The organism is Streptomyces sp. NPDC021749 (assembly GCF_040640655.1).
In the GTDB taxonomy this organism is placed as follows: domain Bacteria; phylum Actinomycetota; class Actinomycetes; order Streptomycetales; family Streptomycetaceae; genus Streptomyces.
The window spans coordinates 173,478-193,694 of the sequence record NZ_JBFACE010000007.1 but is presented as its reverse complement, the minus strand read 5'-3'; the positions used below and the strand labels follow the sequence as shown (position 1 = coordinate 193,694).

Genomic DNA, 20,217 nt, shown 5'->3' with positions numbered 1-20,217 from the left:
TGAGCCCGCATGCTCCCAGCGACGACCGGTCGACCGCTGCGCATCGGCATCGGCGGTATGGCCATCGAGTCCAGCCAGTTCTGCCCGCACCGCTCGACGTACGACGACTTCCGCGTCACCCGGGGGCGCGAACTGCTGGACCGCTACACCTGGACCCGGCCGGACGGGGAGCTCTCCCGGGCGGTCGAGTGGGTTCCCCTGGTGCATGCCGTCGCGGTGCCCGGCGGTCCGGTCGAGCGTGCCACCTACGACCGCATCCGGTCCGAACTCACCGTCCGGACAAGGGAGTCCGGGCCGCTGGACGGCCTGGTCCTCGACATCCACGGCGCGATGAGCGTCGTCGGGATGGACGACGCCGAGGCGGACCTGACCGCGGCCGTACGCACCGCGACCGGGCCCGACACCCTGATCTCGGCCGCCATGGACCTGCACGGCAATGTCTCGCGCCGGTTCGCCGAGCACCTCGACCTGCTGACCGCGCACCGGATGGCGCCGCACGAGGACGCCTGGGAAACCCGGGAGCGGGCCGCCCGCAACCTCGTCGCGCGGCTGGTCTCCGGGAAGGGCCGCCCGCACCGCGCATGGGTGCAGATCCCGGTGCTCCTCCCGGGCGAGAAGACCAGCACCCGCCTCGAACCGGCCGCGTCGCTCTACGGCCGGCTGGCGACCGTCGAGGCGCTCGACGGGATCGTCGACGCGGCGCTCTGGGTCGGGTACGCCTGGGCCGACGAGGAACGCTGCCGGGCCGCCGTGGTCGTCACCGCGGACGATCCCGCGCTCGCCCTCGACCAGGCCGGGGCGCTGGCCCGCGCGTACTGGGACGCCCGCCGGGACTTCGCCTTCGTCGGCCCGACCGGCGACGCCGACGACTGCATCGCCCGGGCGGTGGCCTCGTCCGCCCGGCCGTTCCTGATCAGCGACTCCGGCGACAACCCCACCGCGGGCGGCGCCGGCGACCTCGCGTACATGCTCGGGCGGCTGCTGGCGCACGAGGACCTGGCGAGCGGCCGGTGCAGCGCGGTGCACCCGGGCCTCACCGACCCGGCGGCGGTCGCCGCGTGCTTCGCCGCCGGGCCGGGCGCCGAGGTGACCGTGCGGGTCGGCGGCTGTTTCAGCGCGGGCACCGGTCCGCACGCCGCTCCGTACGAACTGACCGGCACCGTCACGGCGTTGGAGGACCCGCGGCCCGCCCCGGGCGCACCGCGCGGCAACCCGGCGTACGACGGGGGCGGCCGGCGGGCGGCGGTCACCCGCGGCGGGGTGACGGTGATCCTGACCGAGCGGCGCACCCCGTTCCACACCCGCGCCGACTTCGGTTCCGTCAACCCGCTCGACCACGACCTCGTCGTCGTCAAGATCGGCTATCTGGAACCCGAGTTGTACGCCATGGCCGCCGACTGGCTCCTCGCCCTCACCCCCGGCGGCGTCGACCAGGACCTCCTCCGGCTCGGCCACCACAGGATCCGCCGCCCGCTGTACCCGTTCGACGACGCCGGCTTCGAAGAGCCGGACCTCACCCCGCAACTGCTGTAGAGAGGCCTGACACCGCACCTGCTGCACCACACCTGCGGTAGGGGGATCTGGCACCGCAGCTGTTGTAGGGGGTCTGACAGCAGACCTGCTGCAGGAGGATCCGACATCACACCTGCTGCAGCGGGATCCGACGCGGGAATACCGCCCCTGTCTCCGGCGTTGAGGCCCAGCAGGGGGCTCGCGGATCCCCTACGGGATCTGTTCGCACATCCCGTACGGCCTTCCCCCCACCCACCCGGACCACGTCTCAGGGCTGCGGTCGCGGGCCGCCTCTCCGGAGTCTCAGGGCCGCGGTCGCGGGCCGCCGCTCCGGGCGGTGGTCACCTGTTAGCCCGGCCGGCGAACGCGGCCAGTTCGTCGGCGTAGCCGGTCCAGGCGTCACGGGTGAGGAAGTGGCCGACTCCGGGCAGGGTGCGCAGCCGGGCGCCGGGGACGGCGGCGGCGATGTGGCGTGCGGCCGCCACGCGTAGCAGCGGGTCCTGCTCGCCGTGCAGCACCAGGGTCGGTGCGGTGATCCGGGCGAGCGGTCCGCCGTGCCATGGCGCGCCGATCTGGCGGCTCTGCGCCTTGTCGTCGCGGAAGCTGGCGATCCCGTGCGCGGCTTCCTTGTCCACGAACTCGCGCACGTCGGACGCGCCGACGTGCCGTCCGGGCGCGGCCAGGATGCGGGCCACGGCCACCGCCAGGGCCAGGTCGCCTTCCGGGGTCCGCGGGTGGTTCAGCCGGGCCAGGCGGGGCAGCGGCGCCGGGCGCACGTACCGCAGGACGCCGAGGCCCTTCGTGTCACTGGGCACGGCCGAGGAGGTGGTGATGCTCAGCACCCGTTCCGGGTGACGGATCGCCATCCGCTGTGCCACGAGTCCGCCCAACGAATGGCCGAAGACGTGCGCCCGCTGCCAGCCGAGGGCGTCGAGGACGGCGACCGCGTCGTCGGTGAGGTCCTCGGCGCGGTAGGCCGGGGCCTCGCGGTACAGCAGGGCCTTGATCGGTGAGCCGACGCGGCGGTCCGGCAGGCGGGTGGACTGGCCGGCGTCGCGCTGGTCGTAGGCCACGACGTGGAAGCCACGGCGTACCAGGTCGCCCACCAGCGCGTCCGGCCACCAGAACCGCGAGGTTCCGAGCCCCATGACCAGCAGCAGCGGTTCGCCGCCCGCTCCGCCCAGGTCCTCGAAGGCAATCCGGATCTGGCCATTGTGTGCGTAGCGCGGCATGGCACCCCTCTCCTTCGCGAGCAAAGTTCGCAAACAGTGTTCGCGAACGACGTATGCGAACAACGTATGCGATGGATAGGCTGGCGGCAACACGGGAGGTGGCAGTGGCAGGACAGCAGGAACCGGTGATCTGGATGCGGCCGGAGCAGGCGTCGGTCGGGCGCCCGGCCGAGCGCAGCCGCGCCGAGATCACCGCCGCCGCGGTGGAACTGGCCGACCGCGAGGGCGTGGCGGCCGTCTCCATGCGCCGCCTCGCATCGGTCCTGGGCACCGGCGCGGCCTCGCTCTACCGCTACGTGGCCACCCGCGACGACCTGCTCGACCTGATGACCGACAGCACGGCGAGCGAATACGACCTGCCCGCACCCAGCGGTGACTGGCAGGCCGACCTGCTCGCCATCGCCCGCCAGGCCCGGCAGATCATGCGTCGCCACCCGTGGCTGCCCGGCATGGTCATCAGCCGCCCCACCCTCGGCCCGCACGGGGTCGACCTACTGGAGCACGTGCTCGTCGTCCTTGCCGACCACCCGGCCGACCCCGCCCGCAAACTGGAGGCGTTCGCCCTCCTCGGCGGCCTGACCGCGCTGTTCGTCCAGAACGAAACGGCTGCCGCGGACACCGGCGCCGCGCGCCGGTCCGCCTACCTCCGCCACGTCGCCGCTGCGGGACATCACCCCGGCATCACCGCCCTGCTCGCCGCCGCCCCGCCCGACGACCCTCCCCGCGACCGGTTCGACGCCGTACTCACCCGGTCCCTGGCCGGCGTGCTGGGCTGACCTCCGCCACAGCGGACCACCGGACGCCGGCCGACCTCGTGGACACCGGCCGCCGACCGACCTCGTAGACACCGGCCACCAACTCGCCCTCGTACGAGGGGACTTCCGCACGTACGGGGCGACTTCCGCACGCACGGGGCGACGAGCGCGGCGGCCGGCATCCGCCGGCCCCCCGGCCCCCTCCCCCGCCCGTCGCTAGGGCTGCGGATCGCGCGCGTCGTACCTCGCGAAGGCGCGGCGGCCGAGGCCGAGCGCGGTGACGGTCAGGATGCAGGCCAGGCCGCCGCCGATGACCGCGGTGGCGGGGGTGGTCAGGTCGGAGACCGAGCCGGCGAGGAAGTCGCCGAGGCGGGGGCCGCCGGCGACGACGACGATGAAGACGCCCTGGAGGCGGCCGCGCATCGCGTCCGGGGTGGCGGCCTGAAGCATGGTGCTGCGGAAGACCATCGAGACGGTGTCGGCGCAGCCGGCCACGGCGAGGAAGAACAGGCCGAGCCACAGGTTCCGGGAGAGCCCGAAGCAGGCGATGGCCGCGCCCCAGGCGGCGACCGCGAGCAGGATGGCCAGGCCGTGCCGGCGGATGCCGCCGAGCCAGCCGGAGAACAGTCCGCCGAGGACGGCGCCGACCGCGGGCGCGGCGACGAGCAGGCCGACGGTCTTGGCGTCGCCGGCGAACCACAGCACCGCGACGGCGGGGAACAGGGCGCGCGGCTGGGCCAGCACCATGGCCGCCAGGTCGGAGAAGAACGTCATCCGCAGGTTGGGGCGGGTGGCGAGGAAGCGCAGGCCGTCGAGGACGGAGGCGCGGCGCCGCGGGCCCTCGCCCTGGTCGGGGCGCATGGACGGCAGGCGCCACATCGCGTAGAGCGCGCCGCTGAAGGCCGCGACGTCGATCAGGTACGCGGCCTGGTAGCCCCACAGGCCGACGATGACGCCGCCCAGCATCGGGCCGCCCATCAGACCGAGGTTGCTGGTCAGGGAGTTGAGCGCGTTGGCGGCCGGCAGCTGTTCGGTGGGCAGCAGCCGGGGGATCATCGATGTGCGGGCCGGGGAGTTCATCGCGAAGCAGACGGCCTGGAGGGCGACGACGGTGTAGAGCAGCCAGACCCGGTGGTATCCGGCGAGCGCCGCGGCGGCCAGGGTGAGGGACATCGCGGTGGCGCCGGCGGCGCTGTACAGGCCGAGTGTGCGGCGGTCGACGGTGTCGGCGATGGCGCCGCCGTAGAGGCCGAAGACGACCAGCGGGACGAGCGAGCACAGGCCCACCAGTCCGACCGAGAAGGTGGACCGGGTGATGGCGTAGACCTGCAGCGAGACCGCGAGGGCGGTCATCTGCTGGCCCATCCAGGAGACGGTGTTGCCGCACCACAGGCGGCGGTAGTCGGCCGAGGTGCGCAGGGGGGTCAGGTCGGCGAATATGCGGGAATGCCAGGGCTTTCCGCCCTTGTCCGGACGAGTGCCGGGGGTGTGCCCGGTGGTCTGCCCGGGCGTCTCGCCGGAGGTCTCGTCGGAGGTCTCGCCGGAGGTTGTTGTAGGGGACACGCGGCGCAGTAAAGCATGAGCACGACAGGCGCCCGACGGCAGGGCGGAAGTGGCGCTCGGGCCGTACGGTCCTTACCGCGCCCGCCCCGCCGCCCCCAGGCCGTACACCCGGCGGGCGTTCTCCGCGGCGAGCATGGCGCCCACCCGGCGGGCGTCGTCCGACGACCATGCGCCGCTCGCCGTCCAGCCGCCCAGCACCTCCGCCAGTGCGGTGCGGAACAGGGCGCTGCCCACGACGTAGAGCTCGGGCAGGCCATAGGCATCGGTGGAGAAGAGCAGTTTGCCGAAGGGGGCGAGTTCGAGGAACTCGGCGAGGACGGCGGTCGCGCGGGGGCCGGTGTGGGTGAGGGTGAGGCCGACGTCGGCGTAGACGTGGGGGAAGACGCTCGCCAGATAGGCGGCCTGCCGGTGGTACGGGTAGCAGTGCAGCAGGACGAGGTCGGTGCCGGTGCCGGCGGTGGCGCGGACGAGGCCGGTGAGGAGTGCCGGGTCGGCGTGGTCGAGCCGGAGGTCGGGGTCGCCGAAGCCGGTGTGGATCTGCAGCGGGCGGCGGGTGGCGACGGCCAGTGCGACGAGGTGGCGGAGCAGGACCGGGTCGGTGAGGCGGCCGGCGCCGGCGGCCAGCCAGGCACGCGCGGCGGTGTGCACCGCGCCGGCGGTGGGCGGTTCGGGGGCGAGGGCGAGTCCGTGGCGGTAGGCGGCGACGGTCTTGAAGGCGACGGCGGTGCGCGCGGCGTCCTGGACGGCGCGCGCGAGCGCATCGGTGAACTCCTCGGCGTCGGCGGCCGTGGCCCCGTCGCCGGTCGCGGCGGCGGTGCGTTCGGCGAGGGTTTCCAGCCGTACGACCTCGTGGCCGGTGCCGCCGCCGGCCGCGGCGGTGTCATCGGGTCCGGTCAGGTCGCCGGGCAGCCCGGTGTCGACGAGGTAGGCCCCGATGCCGGTGGCGCCGAGCAGCCGCCGGCGGGTTTCCTCGGGCCCCAGTTCGCGGCGGCGGGCGAGGTAGTGCTCGGGCGGGCAGTGGGCGGGCAGGTCGAGCAGCGGCGGGCACCAGCGGCGGACCGCGAAGCCGGTCTGGGTGTCGAAGTGGGTGGTGCCCGCCGCGGGCGGCCGGTCCGATTCGGTGAGGTACGAGGCGAACGCCGCGGCGTCGGGTTCGTGGCGGAGCACGCCGTGGCAGTGGTGGTCCACCAAGGGCGGCAGGCCGTCGTCGAAGCGGGTGCCGCTCCCCGGGGCGGGCGTGGGCATCACCAGCGCCAGCGGGTGGCGGCGGCGATCTCCTCGTCGGTGCTCTCGGTGAAGTGCGCCTCCTCGGCGCGCCGGACCGCGAGGACGGCGCCGTGCAGCACCTCGCCCAGCGCCTCGCGGAGCGGTGCGGACTTCTCCAGCCGGTCGGTGGCCTCGGTGAGGGTGGCGGGGAGGCGGACGATGCCGCGCCGGGCCCGTTCGCGGACGCCGAGGATGCCGGGGTCGCCGCTCTGGGGTTCCGGGAGGGCGGCCCGGGTGTCGATGCCGTGCAGTCCGGCGGCGATCACCGCGCCGACCGCGAGGTAGGGGTTGGCGGCGGCGTCGAAGGTCTTGACCTCGGCGTGGCCGCCGTCGGGGTCGTCGGGCGCGCCGGGGACGAGCCGCAGGGCGGCCTCGCGGTTCTCGACGCCCCAGCACTGATAGACGCCGGCCCAGCGGGAGGGTTGCAGCCGGAGGTAGCTGGCGGGGGACGGGCAGCCGATGGCGAGCAGGGCGGGCAGGGTGCCGAGGATGCCGGCGAGGAAGGCCGCGGCGTCCGGGGCGAGGCCGTGTGCGGCGTCGGGGGTGCGGTGCAGGCTGCGGCCGTCGCGGTAGAGGCCGAGGTGGAGGTGGCAGCCGTTGCCGACCTGGCCGGCGACGACCGAGGGGGCGAAGGAGGCGCGCAGGCCGTGCCGGGCGGAGACCGCGCGGAGGGTCTCGCGGACCAGGACGACGTCGTCGGCGGCGCGTACCGGGTCGCCGGGCGCGGTGGTGAGCTCGAACTGGCCGGGGGCGTATTCGGGGTGGAGCTGGAGGACGTCGATGCCCTGGACGGTCAGGGCCTCGGTGACATCGCGGAGGTAGTCGGAGAGTTCGACGACGCGGGTCATGCCGTAGGCGGGCCCGGCGCAGGGGTAGTCGAGGGGGGCGAAGGTGTCGGTGGTGCCGGGGCGGTGGCTTTCGGGGGCGCGGGTGACCACCCATTCGGTTTCGAAGCCCATCCGCACCTCCAGGCCGGCGGCGGTGGCGCGTTCGGTCATCCGCCGGGCGAACTGCCGCTGGCAGGCGGGGTGCGGCCGGCCGAGCTGGTCGTAGCGGTCGGCCGGGGCCCAGGCCCAGCCGGGCTGGGCGGCGAGGACGGTGACGCGGTCCAGGTCGGGGAAGAGCCGCAGGTCGCCGTCGGGTCCGCCGAGGTGCTCGGACTCGGTGATGGTGTCGTCGGAGGTGAAGACGTCGAAGACCGGTGACATGCCGACGCCGCGGGCGACGGTGGCCGCGAGCCGCTGGGCCGGCACGGTCTTGACCCGTGCGATGCCCGCGTTGTCGACCCAGGTCAGCGCGATGTTGCGGACGCCTTCGGCCTCCAGGCGCGCCGTCAACTGCCGGGCTTCCTCGCGCTGTTGTGCAGCCCGCGATGTCATAGAGCCGTCCTCACTCGACCATGCCGATCCCTCGGCGACCGTTCCCCGTCGGTTGCCGGGGCGGCCGGACCCTCCCCCAGCCGACGCTGGGAGGGACCACCGTCCCGGTCAGGGGCAGTTGAACTCGCACCATACGCACTTTCCGCCGCCGCGCGGTTCCACACCCCAGACATCCGCCAGCCGGTCGACGAGGAGCAGGCCGCGGCCGGAGACGCCGGCCTCGCCCGGTTCGCGGCGGCGGGGCAGGCTGCTGGACCGGTCCTCGACCTCCAGCCGCAGCCGGCGTCCGACGCTGTGCGGCATCCGGATGTTGACCACGGCCTCGCCGTCGGTGTGCAGCAGGGCGTTGGTGATCAGTTCGTCGGCGACCAGCTCGATCTCCTCGGAGCGTTCGGCCGCTCCCCAGGCGCGGACCGCGGACCGGATCATGTGCCGGGCGGCGGACAGGCCGTCCGGGTCGGCGGGGGCGATGTGCTGCCGGAACCGTCCGACGGTGTCGTGTTCGGGGGCACCCAGCCGGCGCAGCAGGAGCAGCGCCATGTCGTCCTCGTTGGTGCGTTCGCCGGCCGCTTCGCAGAGGCGGTCGGCGAGTTGCTGGACGTCCTGCGGCCCGTCGCGGATCTCCCGGGCGAGGTGGCGCATGCCGTCGTCGAGGTCGGCGCCGGGCTGTTCGACGATGCCGTCGGTGCACAGGACGAGGGTGTCGCCGGCGGCGAGCTGGACGGTGGTGACGGGGTAGTCCAGCCGCCGGAATTCGGAGGCGATGCCCAGCGGCAGTCCGCCGGGCACCGGCAGCAGCCGGCACATGCCCTCGGCGTGCCGCAGCAGGGGGTCGATGTGGCCGGCCCGGACGATCCTGGCGGCGCCGGTGCTCAAGTCGGCGTCGACGTAGGTGCAGGTGGCGAAGCGGTCGGTGTCGAGTTCGTTGAGGAAGGCGGAGGCGCGGCCCATGACGGTGGCGGGGGCGTGCCCTTCGGCGGCGTAGGCGCGCAGGACGATCCGCAGCTGGCCCATGAGGGCGGCGGCCTGGGTGTCGTGGCCCTGGACGTCGCCGACGACGGCGGCGACCCGGCCGTTGGGCAGCGAGATCACGTCGTACCAGTCGCCGCCGATGTCCCGGCCCATGCGGGCGGAGCGGTAGCGGACGGCGATCTGGGCGCCGGGCACGCCGGGGATCCGCCGCGGCAGCATGGCCTGCTGGAGGCCGGCGGCCAGGTCGTGTTCCTGGTCGTAAAGCATGGCGCGGGCCAGGCTCTGCGCGATGCTGCTGCCGAGGGCGACCAGGACGTTGCGTTCCTGGTCGCGGAACTCGCTCTCGCGCTCGAAGAAGAGGCCGATGACGCCGATGGGGCGGCCCTGGGCGATCAGCGGGAGGTAGGCAGCGGAGTGGACGTCGAGGGGTTCGATGGCGGGCCAGAGCCGGGGGTACTCGCGTTTGAACTCGTCCCGGCTGCGGACGTAGCGCGGGGTGAGGGTGCGGACGACCCGGCTCATCGGGAATTCGTCACCGACCCGGGTGTATTCGAGGTCGGGGACGAAGCTGCCGGCCTTGCCCTCCGAGACCAGTCGGATCCGGCCGGCTTCGACGAGGCCGAGGATGATGTTCTCGGCGCCGAGCCGGTTGAGGCCCTCTTCGCCGGCGAGGACGGCGATGACCTCGCCGACGGTCCGGGCGTGGGCCAGGGCGGCGGTGGTGCGTTCGACGACGTTGGTGTGCCGGCGGCGCTCCTCGTCGACGGCGAGCCGCTCGGCCGCATGGGTGTACTCGTGGCTGGCGTCGCGGACCACGCCGATGATGCGGCGGGGGCGGCCGGCGCTGTCCCGGCGGATGCTGCCCTGACTGTGTGTCCAGCGCAGTTCCCCGTTGCGGAGGCGGACCCGGAAGTAGGCGCCGTAGGAGTCGCTGCCGTCCTTGAGCGCCCGGGCGACCAGGGCGTCCAGCCGGGCGGCCTCGTGGCCGGGGACCCGGGCGTTGAGCGTTTCCGGGCGGTCGTCGTACTCGGACGGGCGCATGTCGAAGACCTCAAGGGCGGGCGGGTCCATGTGCATCAGCCCGCTGTCGAGGTCCCAGTCGAAGCCGCCCATGCCGTTCAGGGCCAGGGTCAGGTCCGGGTGGGCGGGCCAGTCGTCCGGCACCGACACGGTGGGGCGCTTCGCTCCCCGGTCAGCCATGTCGTCACTTTGCCACATTCACCCGGTTTACGGCGCGTCCAGCCCTTTTCGTCGCACGGGGCCGGCCTCCCCGCCCGGGCGACTGACGCTCTGGTCAGTTCTCTCCTCACCGCCCCGCGAAAGTGGCCGTGAACTGCGCATTTCGGCTCCTGCGCCCCGTCCCGGGCCTTGCGATGTCCTCACCACGGCTGTGAGGGTCCCGGGCCATGAAGGACACCCCAGGGGGCATGAAGGACACCGCAGGGGGCATGAAGGATGCCCCGGCCCGGGCTCCGATGACGCCGCGGACCGGATCACCGACGACATCGGTGCGGTTACCGGCCGTGTCCGGGAGGTGCTCGGTCGGCTCGGCGTCAGCCACCTGGAGTTCCCCGCCGGGTCGTGACGGACCCGTCGAAGCCGTCCCGGTCGCCGGGCGGCACCCGGCGCTTCCCGCTCGCCGAGATCGTGCGGACCGCCGACATCGGCGGGGTGGACACCGGCCGGCCGCTCGGCGCCCCGGAGCGGCGCACCCCGGCGGAGCGTGCGTCGGCGGCCGTCCCCGAGGGCGGCGGCCGGCCGTCGCAGACGGTCCGGGAGACCGGCCGGGGCTGATCGCCGAGCACGGCGTGCACGGCGTACGGGTCGCCGACATCGCCCACCACCTGCGGCACCAGCCCGGCCGCCGTGCACGACCACTTCCCGGGCCGTGACGAGCTGCCGGAGGCGGCCGTGCGGTGGTGCGGGGACGAGGACACCGAGCGCCGTGCGGCGGGCCCGGCGGCGACTCCGGACGCCCGCGCGGAGCTGCTGCACCTGAGCGCGCCGCAGACCCCGCGCACCGAGCCGCAGCGCCGCCACCGGCTGGTCCGGCTCGGCCTGCGGGCGCAGGCGGCCCGCTCCCCCGCCGTGGGGCGACCGCACGAGCCCTACCGCCGGCAGTGGTGCACCACCGGCGCCGGGGGCCTGCGGGAACCTCCGTGAGGCCGCCTGCGGCAATGAAGTCACCGTCCGTACGGCTGTGTTGGGCGTGGACGGCAGCGAACTGCGGCCGCTGCCCGAGAGGTTCGTGGGCGGGCCGTCCGGAGAGCCGGTGGCGACGGAGGAGCCGTTCCGGCTGCACGTCCACCGGTCCGGCGGGCAGCACCGCTGCCCGGCCGGCCCGCGAGCGGCCGGCCGGGCCCGTTGCGCCGGCGGCAGAGTGGGCGAGGTGCGGGATCCGGGAGGTGGAGCGGGGCGTGCCGGGGGCCGGCCCCGCGGCCCCGGTGCGATCCTGGACGGTACGGGAGCCCGCGCCCCTGCGGACCCCGTATCACCACGACGGGAGCCCGCGCCCCTGCGGACCCCGCATCCCCACCCCGTGCAGGCCCCTACGAAGGAGAGCCGGTCATGAGCGCCACCCACGGCCACCGCATCGACGTCACCCAGGGCACCGACCACGTCCGCGTGGAGATCGACGGCCGGCTGGTCGCCGAGAGCCACCGGCCGCTGCGGCTGTCCGAGACGGGCTACCCCGTGCGGTACTACCTCCCGCCCGAGGACGTCCGGATGGACCTGCTCACCCCGTCCGGGACGCACACGGTCTGCCCCTTCAAGGGCACCGCCTCCTACTGGTCGCTGACCGACGGCCCCGAGGACGTCGCCTGGGCCTACCCGGAGCCGCACGCCGAGGTCGCGCAGATCAAGGACCATCTGTGTTTCTACGAGGCCGAGGCGGTCTGACGCGGGCGGGAGGCGTCCCGGCGCGGGGTGCGCAGGCCCGTACCCCGCCACGACGCGCCGGGACCGCCCGGCGCACAATCGAAGCGTGAACGACACCCATGACGAGGGCGGCGACCCGGCGTGCTGGCTGGACCGGGTGTGCGACGCCTGCGGCCGGATCCGCGAACGGCCCGGCAGTGACGTGTGCGAGCACTGCGGCGCCGGTGCCGGCGGACCGGAGGAGCCGAGCCGGACGGATCCGCGGGCCGTCTCCGGGGCCGGCGCCCGGCGCCGGGACCGGGACGACGAGGGCCGGGCCCGGAACGCCCGGCCGCGGGACGGTCTGGGCCGGCCGCTGCCGTACGGCGCGCCGGGCGTGGCCCGCCAGCCCGAAGGGGTGACGCGGACGCCCGCGGAGGCCCTGGCCGAGGCGCAGCGGCTGCTGGACGCCGGGATGCCGTTCCACGCCCATGAGGTGCTGGAGGACGCGTGGAAGGCGGCGCCGGAGGCGGAACGCGAGCTGTGGCGCGGGCTGGCCCAGCTCGCGGTGGGCCTCACCCATGCGGCGCGCGGCAATGCGGTGGGCGGTAGTGCCCTGCTGGAGCGGGGAGCGGGGGCGATCGCGCCGTACGCGGCGGCCGCCCCTTACGGGATCGACGTCGCGGGGCTGCTGGCCTGGGCGGACGGGCTGACCGGGCGGCTGGCCGGTGGGCCGGCCGCCGGGAACGGGGCGGCCGGTCCGTGGCCCGTGCCGGCGGCGGAGACCGCGCCCCGGCTGCGGGCCGGCGGAGGCCGGGCCGGGGCCTAGGGTCCGGCTACCCGGCCCCTCCGCCCTCCCGGCGCCGGCCGCCGGCGGGGGCCGGTTCCCGCCGCCACCGGGCGAGCAGGGCGCCCAGCCCGTATGTCGCGAGGCCGGCGCCGCCCGCCCCGAGGACGAGGGCGGAGGACGCGGCGGAAGCGTCGCGGCGTTCGGGGCCGGGGAGGCGGGCGGCCACCGGGCGGAGCGGGGCGGCACCGTCGTGGGCGGCGCGGAGGGTGTGCAGGGTGCCCACCGGTTGGGTGCCGCTCTCCGTGCGGAAGCCCCAGTCCAGCAGCGAACCGGCTTCCTTGTAGACGCCGTTGGCCACCTGGGACTGCGGGTTGAGGACGGTGACCAGCAGGGTGCGGCCGTTCCGGCGGGCGGCGGCGATCAGGGTGTTGCCGGCCTTGCTGGTGTAGCCGTTCTTGACGCCGATGATGCCCGGGTAGCGCAGCACGCCGTGCGAGCCGGACAGCAGGCGGTTGGTGTTCTCGATCGGGATGGTGCCGCTAGCGCCGGGGAACGTGGCGCGGGCGGTGCCGCAGTAGCGGGCGAAGTCGTCGTTGGCCAGCCCGGCGCGGGCGAAGACGGTCAGGTCGTACGCGGAGGACACCTGGCCGGGCGCGTCGTAGCCGTCGGGGGACTTGACGGTGGTGTCGTGCGCGCCGAGTTTCCGGGCGGTCTGCTGCATCTCGTGGGCGGTGGCCTGCCAGCCGCCGTTCATCGCGGCGAGGACGTGCACGGCGTCGTTGCCGGAGCGCAGGAAGACGCCGCGCCAGAGGTCGGCCACGGTGTAGCGGCGGCCCTGCTGGACGCCGACGAGGCTGCTGCCGGCGCCGACGCCGGCGAGGTCGGCGGAGCTGACCCGGCGGACCGTGCTCGACCGGAACTTCGGCAGGACGGTGACCGCGAACAGTGTCTTGAGGGTGCTGGCCGGGGCGAGTTTGCGGTGCGGGTCCTTGGCGGCGAGTACGGCGCCGGTCTCCGCGTCGGCCACCATCCACGACAGCGCGGACAGCCCGCCGGGCAGCTGCGGTGTGCCGGGGGCGGTGACGGTGCGCACCCCGGTCGCGGCCCCGGCGGGCTGACGGTACGTCGGCCCCTTCGCCGCGGCCGGTATGCAGGTCAGCGCGACACCGGCGGCGGCGAGCAGCGCCACTGCGGCTGCCTTCTTCGGTACAGCTGGGTCACATGCCATGCCGTCACGCTACGGAGCGCGGCGGCCGTGTGCAGCGCGGTTGAGCCAGTCGGGCCATCGCGGCGTGGCGCGGGCCGGGCTGTCGCATCTGCAACAGCTGCAAAGGAAGGCCCGCCCGGTGCGACGGGGGATGCACACCGGGCGGGCTCAAGAACCTTTCTACCTCATTGGCGAACGGTTACGCCTCAAAAACGTGTTCGTTTCTCGATTACCAGGCGACGGGCAGCGAAATCAGGCCACGCGAACGCAGGGCCGGACGGTGCCGCAGATCCCCTCGCGGGACGGCCAGTCGGAGCTTCGGGAAGCGGGCGAGCAGCGCCTGGAGCGCGGTGACGGCCTCCATCCGGGCGAGCGGCGCGCCGAGGCAGTAGTGGATGCCGTGGCCCAGTGCGAGGTGCCCGGAGAGCTCCCGGCCGCGGTCCAGCCGGTCCGGGTCAGGGAATCGGGCCGGATCGCGGTTCGCGGAAGCGATCGCCAGCAGGACGCTCTCGCCCGCCGGGATCCGCACCCCGCCGATCTCCACGTCCTCCGTGGGGAACCGGCGGATGGCGAGCGGGGACGGTCCGTCGTACCGGAGGAACTCCTCAACGGCCGCCGGCAGTTCGGCCGGATTCCGCTGCAACTCCTGAAGCTGTTCGGGGTGGTCGAGGAGGGTGAGCACGGCGTTGCCGATGAGGTGGACGGTGTTCTCGTAGCCGGCGAAGAGGATGAGGAAGGCGAGCGAGGTCAGCTCGTCCTCGGTGAGCCGGTCACCGCCCCCGGCGCCGTCGCCGCCGTCCGTGTCGTCCCGGACCGCGACCAGGTCGGAGAGCAGATCGTCGCCCGGCTCGGCGCGCTTCGCCGCGATCAGCCCGGTGTAGAACTCCCGCATCGCGCCGATCGCCTGCCGCATCAGCTCCGGCCGGGTCGGGTCCGGGGTGATCAGCGCGTCGGACCAGGCCAGGAAGTCCCGGCGGTCCTTGTGGGGGACGCCGAGCAGATCGCAGATCACGGTGATGGGCAGTGGTCCCGCGTAGTCGGCGAGCAGGTCCGCCGGGCCGCCGCGCCGCTCCATCGCGTCCAGCAGCTCCTCCGCGACCTGCCGTACGGGCGCCCGCAGCGCCTCCACCCGGGCGGGGGTGAACGCCTTGTTCACCAGCCGGCGGATACGGGTGTGGTCCGGCGGGTCCATGTTGAGGAGGTTGGCGTCGAGGGCGGGCGGCAGGGTGAAGCCGCGGTAGCCGCCGGGGGCGGCGTGCCGCTTGTCCAGGGAGAGCCGCGGGTCGGCCAGCGCCCGGCGGACGTCGTCGTAGCGGGTGACCAGCCAGGCGGGCTGCCCGTCGGCCCCGGTGATCCGGTGCACCGGCCCGGCCTCGCGCAGTGCCGCGTAGGCGGCGTGCGGGTCGTCGAGCAGGGGTGTGACGTCGATGGGCGCGTGGGGGGCGGTCTCGGCGGTGTTCTGCATGATCCGACTGTAGGGCGCCGGCGGCGGGCCACCTGCTGCCGTGCGCCGTCCGGCAGCACCCGCGTACGGGCCGGGCCGGGTACGGGCCAGGCCGGGCCGGGCCGGGTACGAGTGGGGCCCGGTACGCGAACGGTCCCGCACGCGAACGGCACCGCATCCGGGCGAGCAGCCGAACGGGCAGCGGCACCGGTCCGCAGGGACCGGTGCCGCGTCCTTCGTGCCGGGCGGCCCGGACCCCCGTGCCGGGCCACCCCGTCTCTGTGGTTGCCGCGCCCGCCCCTCAGCCGCGCGCCGCCGCGCTGCGCTGCCGGAGTTCGGTCAGCACGGTCTCGATGAGCGGTGAGTGGTAGACGTCCGCGACCAGCGCCAAGTGTTCGTACTCCGCGGCGAGTTCGGCCGGTTCGCTGCTGCCGGCGACCACCACGCTGTCGGCGCCGTGGACCGGGACGTGGCCCACCGCGCGGTTCTCCAGGCCCCGGCGGAGCGCGGCGGCCTCGGCGACGGCGGCCAGCTGCCGGTCGTCGAGAGCGACCGCGCGGGCGCGTTCCCGGGCGATGTCGACCGCGTCGGACTCCACATGGCGGCGGATCCCGCGCTGGACGTCCCGGATCTCGGCCATCTGCCGGTTGGCCCGCCACTCCAGATCGGCGAACGGCCAGCGCACGGACCACGCCGAGGTCTCCATCGTGACCTCGGGGGTCTGCGCGGTGACGGTCCGCCAGAGCGGGGACAGCCGGCGCAGCCGCCGCCAGGCGGCGACCCGGGGCCCGGCGGCCGGCAGCGCGAAACCGGCCAGGACCAGCAGCGCCGCCACCGAGGCGCTCAGTGGCGCCACCCCGTTGGAGAGCCAGAGGGCCGGGTGGCCCGTCCAGGAGAGGACGAAGCCGATGACCTTGCAGGCGCAGTAGACCAGGCCGAGCCAGCAGCCGGCGGCCAGCACCCGCAGCCCGCGCGCGAGATGCGTACCGCCGAGCCGGGCGGCGTAGCGGGGACAGAGCGTCCCCAGGCCGGCCAGGCTGGAGCCGAAGATGGCCAGATACAGCACCAGGAAGAGCATGACTCCGGGCGAGTCGGTGTACGCGGTGCTGAAGTCGCGGGGGTGCTCGACGGCGTCCGGCCGGCCGACCGCGAAACCGGCGATCGCCACCGCCCACAGCACCGCGACTCCCGCGACGGCGGCACGCGCCCGGGCCCGGGCGCGTGCCCTGGCCGCCGCGCCCTCACCCGCCGTCCAGCGCAGCAGCAGGACCAGCGCGCCCGCCGCGAAGACCACCACGGAGGAGTAGAGGAAGACCATGGCGAGGTTGGCCACGCCGACCAGCCGGTCGAAGGCGCGGTAGAGGCTGGGCGCGGAGAACAGGAAGACCGTCGCCACCCCGCCGGTCATCAGACAGGCCAGCCCGAGGTCGGTGTTGCTGCGGTCGCGGAACCAGGCGACGGACTTGTAGCCGACGATCGCCCAGGCGGCCAGCCCGAACGACAGATAGATGACGTCAAACACGCGGTCCCCCGTCCTCGCCCCCGGCGGCCCCCGCGCCCTCTCCGCCGCCGGCCGCTCGGGACCGCGCGCCGCCGTCCTCCGAACGCTCCCGCTCCCGCCGTACGTGCTGCAGCGCGGGGCCGAGCGCCGCCGCGAGTTCGGCGGCCTGTCCCTCCAGCGGGAGTTCGTGTTCCGCGGCCGACGGCGCGACCCGTTCCATCAGCAGCGTGCCGAGCACCTCGGTCTCCCGCTCGGCGAGGTTGTCGTAGCCGTGGTGCCGGGCGAAACCCATGGTCAGGCCCATCCGGCGCATGGCGGTGGCGACGTCGACCGAGGGGGTCCAGATCTTCAGCGCGTCCTCGGTGACGGCCGGGTCCTGACCGTGCCCCAGCAGGAGGTGGCTCAGCTCGTGCAGCACGATGTGCGCCTGGTGCCAGGGCGAGGTGCGCAGCTCGTAGAAGACCCAGTAGCCGTCGTCCGTGACGGCCGTCATGCCCGAGACCACCCCGCCCAGGCTCATCGGCACCAGATGCACGGGCCGCTCCACCCGGGCCGCGACGACCTCGCACATCCCGCGCAGATCGGTGACGGCGGGCAGCGCGAGCTCCTTGATGAGCCGCTTGCACCGCCTGCGTATCTGCCCCACTCGCATGCTCGTCCCGTCCTCGTGTCCGGCCTGCCGCCAGGTGGCGAAGAGCTGGCCGCGTTCAACGGTGCCCACCGTGTCACTCACCGCGCCGGTCACCGCCCTGCTCCGGCGGGTCGGTCGGCAGGTTCATCTGCTGCCGGAACTGCGAGATGATCGTGGTCAGGCTGTCCTGGACCTCCGGCGGCAGCCCGACGGAGCGCAGCGCGATGGCCCGCACCCGCTGGTCCCGCATCGCGGCGAGGAACCGGACCTCTTCCTCCACCCGCGCGGCCTGCGGCTGCGAGAGGTCACCGAGGAGGTAACCCACCGGCACCGCGAAGAACTTGGCCAGCGCGCGGAGCAGCTCCGGACTCGGGTTCGTCCGCTTGCCGTTGCGCAGCATCGACAGATACTGCTCGGTGACCCGGACCCCGCCGTACTCCTCCGTCCCGGCGCTGATCTCCTCGGCGACGTAGGCATTGGTGTACGGGGCGCCCGGCGGGTGCATGTTGGCGAAGAGGTGGTTGAGCCGCTCCGCGAGCGCATTGCCCGCCTCCTTGGACCGGCCGTCGCCCCCCACGCCCATGCCTACCGTCCCCCCATCGACAGCGCCAACGAACGTCCCAACGGTTGGTTAAGCCGCCGGGCCCGCGGAACTCATCCTGTCATGCAAAGAACACGCCGCACCAGTCCCCTTACGGACAGTGAAGACACTCGGGCTTAACCGGGAGTTGAGTGACGAGGGGAGCCATCACCCCCGCCCCGGCCCGGCCCGGGCGCCAGGGCAACGCAAAAGCCGCCTCCTCTCACGAGAAGACGGCTTCCGACCTACGAGAAATCGCTGGTCGGGACGACAGGATTTGAACCTGCGACCCCTTGACCCCCAGTCAAGTGCGCTACCAAGCTGCGCCACGTCCCGGTGCCCGTTCCGGCCGGGAGGTCCCGGCTGGGGCGTGCACGAGAACAATACCGCATGTCAGAGGGTCGGTGCTGCCACCTTGCGACAGAGCGCCACGGACAGGGGACCGGGCAGGATGAGTACCCGTACTCATGCGCCGGCGTCACCGCGCGGCCACGCTACGCGCATGACTACTCCATCGATTCAGCGGCCGACGACGACGGCCTTCTTCGTGCAGGCCGCGATCTCCTTCGGACTGTCGCTGGCGGCCCTGGTGATCGGGATCCTCAAGCTGCCGGTGGGGCCCTGGGAGCGCGGGTTCCTCGCACTGGGGCTGATCTTCGTGGTGTCCTCGGCGTTCACGCTGGCCAAGTGCGTGCGGGACCGGCAGGAGGTGGCCGAGGTGACGAACCGGGTGGACAAGGCCCGGATCGACAAGCTCCTGATCGAGCAGGACGCGTTCGGCCCCGGGCAGGTTTGAACCGCCCTTGACCTCAAGCGGGCTTGAGGTTGCACGCTCGGTGGCATGACGCAGACGACGCACACCACCGCCGGCACCGAGCCGGCACAGCCGGACTTCACCCAACTGCCGGGCCTGATGAGCCTGATGACGGGCGATGAGAAGCACGGACCGGCCGCGACCTCCACACTGGACGCGCTGTGGGTGCTCCATGACCGGGTGCTGCGGGTCTCCCCCGAGCGTGCCACCGACCCCGAGCGCGACCGGTTCCTCCTCTCCAAGGGCCACGGCCCGATGGCCTACTACGCGGTACTGGCGGCCAAGGGCTTCTTCCCCGTCGACTGGCTGCCGGGCTTCGGCTCGTACGACTCGCCGCTCGGCCACCACCCCGACCGGCTGCTGGTGCCGGGCGTCGAGATCGGCAGCGGATCGCTGGGGCACGGGCTGCCGCTGGCGGTGGGGACCGCCCTCGGGCTGCGGGCGCAGGGCCGGACCGGCCCCGCCGTATGGGTGCTGATCGGGGACGCCGAGCTGGACGAGGGCAGCAACCACGAAGCGCTGGCCTACGCGGGGGCCGCGGGCCTGGAGCGGCTGCACACCCTGGTCATCGACAACTCCTCCGCCACGCATGGCTGGCGCGGCGGTATCGCCTCCCGGTTCGAGACCGCGGGCTGGTCCGTGACCACCGTGGACGGCCGTGACCACCGGGCGCTGTACGAGGCGTTCACCGCTCCACACCCGGGCCGTCCGCATGCCGTGGTCGCCCGCGTCGAGCCCAAGAGCGCCTGACCGCCCGGCGCCACCTCCGACCACCAGAGCTTCGAGAAAGGCTTTCCGTGATGGACACCATGCGTGAGCGCTTCGCCTCGGTCACCTCGCAACTGCTGGACGACGATCCCCGGCTGGCGGTCGTCCTCGCCGACATCGGCGTGGACGGATTCACCGCGGCTGCCGGGCGGCACCCGGACCGGGTGGTGAACGTCGGCATCCGGGAGCAGCTGCTGATCGGCGTGGGCAGCGGACTGGCGCTCACCGGACTGCGCCCGATCATGCACACCTTCGCCAGCTTCCTGGTGGAGCGCCCCTTCGAGCAGGTGAAGCTGGACTTCGGCCACCAGGGCGTGGGCGGGGTGCTGGTGAGCGCCGGCGGCTCGTACGACTGGCCGAGCGGCGGTTTCACCCACATGTCGCCGGGTGACATCGCCCTCCTCGACACCCTCGACGGCTGGACCGTGCACGTCCCGGGGCACCCGGACGAGGCCGAGACGCTGCTCCGGCAGGCCGCGGCGGCCGGCGACGACAAGGTGTACGTACGGCTGTCGGTGCAGGTCAACCAGGCGCCGCGGGCGGTGGAGGGCGCCCGTTTCCAGCGGGTGCGGGAGGGCCGCCGGGGCGTGGTCGTGGCGGTCGGCCCGATGCTGGACAACGTGCTCGCCGCGACCGAGGGCCTGGACGTCGGCGTGCTCTATGCGACGACCGTGCGGCCCTTCGACGGCGCGGCGCTGCGTGCCGCGACCGGGGACGCGGACGCCTCGGACGTGGTGATCGTGGAGCCGTATCTGGCGGGGACCTCGACCCGGTTCGCCAACGACGCGCTGGCCGACCGGCCGCACCGGGTGCTGGGGCTCGGCGTCGGCCGCCGGGAGCTGCGCCGGTACGGACGGCTCGACGAGCATCTGGCGGCGCACGGCCTGGACGCGCACAGCCTGCGGGAGCGGATCGCCGGGTTCCTGCCGTCCGGCTCCTGACCG

Annotated in this window: 17 protein-coding genes, 1 tRNA gene and 1 pseudogene; 8 read left to right on the top strand and 11 right to left on the bottom strand. The window is 74.1% G+C overall.

Translation table 11 applies throughout. The annotated features are described in order from the left end of the window. Positions 1–9: 9 nt before the first annotated feature. Positions 10–1,533: a M81 family metallopeptidase gene (locus tag AB0G35_RS09835; RefSeq protein WP_360946519.1), complete on the top strand. Its 1,524-nt coding sequence runs from the start codon at positions 10–12 to the stop codon at positions 1,531–1,533. 320 nt (positions 1,534–1,853) lie between these two features. Here the strand turns inward: AB0G35_RS09835 and AB0G35_RS09830 are convergent, their stop codons facing one another. Continuing rightward, positions 1,854–2,744: an alpha/beta hydrolase gene (locus tag AB0G35_RS09830; RefSeq protein ID WP_360946516.1), complete on the bottom strand. Its 891-nt coding sequence runs from the start codon at positions 2,742–2,744 to the stop codon at positions 1,854–1,856. Between the two features lie 104 nt (positions 2,745–2,848). On the opposite strand from AB0G35_RS09830, the gene AB0G35_RS09825 reads away from it, so the two are divergent. After that, entirely contained in the window at positions 2,849–3,520 is a 672-nt protein-coding gene (locus AB0G35_RS09825) for a TetR/AcrR family transcriptional regulator (RefSeq protein WP_360946513.1), read from the top strand. Between the two features lie 195 nt (positions 3,521–3,715). Here AB0G35_RS09825 and AB0G35_RS09820 read toward each other — a convergent pair whose 3' ends face one another. The 4 genes from AB0G35_RS09820 to AB0G35_RS09805 all read right to left on the bottom strand — a co-directional run bounded on the left by AB0G35_RS09820 (position 3,716) and on the right by AB0G35_RS09805 (position 9,879). After that, positions 3,716–4,939, bottom strand: coding sequence for an MFS transporter (locus AB0G35_RS09820; RefSeq protein WP_360946728.1), 1,224 nt, complete (start codon positions 4,937–4,939; stop codon positions 3,716–3,718). A 195-nt stretch (positions 4,940–5,134) separates the two neighbouring features. Then, positions 5,135–6,307, bottom strand: a complete 1,173-nt coding sequence (locus AB0G35_RS09815; RefSeq protein WP_360946511.1) for an amidohydrolase family protein — start codon at positions 6,305–6,307, stop codon at positions 5,135–5,137. Then, positions 6,307–7,707: a glutamine synthetase family protein gene (locus tag AB0G35_RS09810; protein ID WP_360946509.1), complete on the bottom strand. Its 1,401-nt coding sequence runs from the start codon at positions 7,705–7,707 to the stop codon at positions 6,307–6,309. The genes AB0G35_RS09815 and AB0G35_RS09810 overlap by 1 nt, the downstream gene beginning before the upstream one ends. 108 nt (positions 7,708–7,815) lie before the next feature. After that, positions 7,816–9,879: a SpoIIE family protein phosphatase gene (locus tag AB0G35_RS09805; protein ID WP_360946506.1), complete on the bottom strand. Its 2,064-nt coding sequence runs from the start codon at positions 9,877–9,879 to the stop codon at positions 7,816–7,818. A 292-nt stretch (positions 9,880–10,171) separates the two neighbouring features. Here AB0G35_RS09805 and AB0G35_RS09800 point away from each other — a divergent pair. The 3 genes and pseudogenes from AB0G35_RS09800 to AB0G35_RS09790 all read left to right on the top strand — a co-directional run. Then, a pseudogene (locus tag AB0G35_RS09800) lies at positions 10,172–10,803 on the top strand (helix-turn-helix domain-containing protein); the annotation flags it as partial. Between the two features lie 444 nt (positions 10,804–11,247). Continuing rightward, complete coding sequence (locus AB0G35_RS09795; RefSeq protein WP_360946503.1) at positions 11,248–11,580, top strand: DUF427 domain-containing protein; 333 nt, start codon at positions 11,248–11,250, stop codon at positions 11,578–11,580. A 181-nt stretch (positions 11,581–11,761) separates the two neighbouring features. Next, on the top strand, positions 11,762–12,367 hold the full coding sequence (locus AB0G35_RS09790) for a DUF309 domain-containing protein (protein WP_360946726.1): 606 nt from the start codon (positions 11,762–11,764) through the stop codon (positions 12,365–12,367). 7 nt (positions 12,368–12,374) lie between these two features. Here the strand turns inward: AB0G35_RS09790 and AB0G35_RS09785 are convergent, their stop codons facing one another. The 6 genes from AB0G35_RS09785 to AB0G35_RS09760 all read right to left on the bottom strand — a co-directional run bounded on the left by AB0G35_RS09785 (position 12,375) and on the right by AB0G35_RS09760 (position 18,027). After that, positions 12,375–13,556 (bottom strand): serine hydrolase, encoded by a 1,182-nt coding sequence (locus tag AB0G35_RS09785; RefSeq protein WP_360946500.1) that lies wholly within the window; start codon positions 13,554–13,556, stop codon positions 12,375–12,377. 208 nt (positions 13,557–13,764) lie between these two features. Continuing rightward, positions 13,765–15,000: a cytochrome P450 gene (locus AB0G35_RS09780; RefSeq protein WP_360946497.1), complete on the bottom strand. Its 1,236-nt coding sequence runs from the start codon at positions 14,998–15,000 to the stop codon at positions 13,765–13,767. A gap of 280 nt (positions 15,001–15,280) precedes the next feature. After that, positions 15,281–16,501: an MAB_1171c family putative transporter gene (locus AB0G35_RS09775; protein WP_360946494.1), complete on the bottom strand. Its 1,221-nt coding sequence runs from the start codon at positions 16,499–16,501 to the stop codon at positions 15,281–15,283. Further along, entirely contained in the window at positions 16,494–17,126 is a 633-nt protein-coding gene (locus AB0G35_RS09770) for a hypothetical protein (RefSeq protein ID WP_360946724.1), read from the bottom strand. Before AB0G35_RS09770 ends, AB0G35_RS09775 begins: the two co-directional genes overlap by 8 nt. Before the next feature lie 79 nt (positions 17,127–17,205). Continuing rightward, complete coding sequence (locus AB0G35_RS09765) at positions 17,206–17,694, bottom strand: helix-turn-helix transcriptional regulator (RefSeq protein ID WP_360946491.1); 489 nt, start codon at positions 17,692–17,694, stop codon at positions 17,206–17,208. A gap of 256 nt (positions 17,695–17,950) precedes the next feature. Further along, positions 17,951–18,027 (bottom strand) — tRNA-Pro (locus tag AB0G35_RS09760). Between the two features lie 166 nt (positions 18,028–18,193). Here AB0G35_RS09760 and AB0G35_RS09755 point away from each other — a divergent pair. The 3 genes from AB0G35_RS09755 to AB0G35_RS09745 are packed head-to-tail and all read left to right on the top strand — an operon-like array spanning position 18,194 to position 20,214. Beyond that, positions 18,194–18,487, top strand: a complete 294-nt coding sequence (locus AB0G35_RS09755; RefSeq protein ID WP_360946488.1) for a YiaA/YiaB family inner membrane protein — start codon at positions 18,194–18,196, stop codon at positions 18,485–18,487. 45 nt (positions 18,488–18,532) lie between these two features. Continuing rightward, the gene (locus tag AB0G35_RS09750) at positions 18,533–19,255 is read left to right on the top strand and encodes a transketolase (protein ID WP_360946485.1); all 723 of its coding nucleotides are present in this window, start codon (positions 18,533–18,535) and stop codon (positions 19,253–19,255) included. Positions 19,256–19,305: 50 nt separating this feature from the next. Further along, on the top strand, positions 19,306–20,214 hold the full coding sequence (locus AB0G35_RS09745) for a transketolase (protein WP_360946482.1): 909 nt from the start codon (positions 19,306–19,308) through the stop codon (positions 20,212–20,214). Positions 20,215–20,217: the final 3 nt, after the last annotated feature.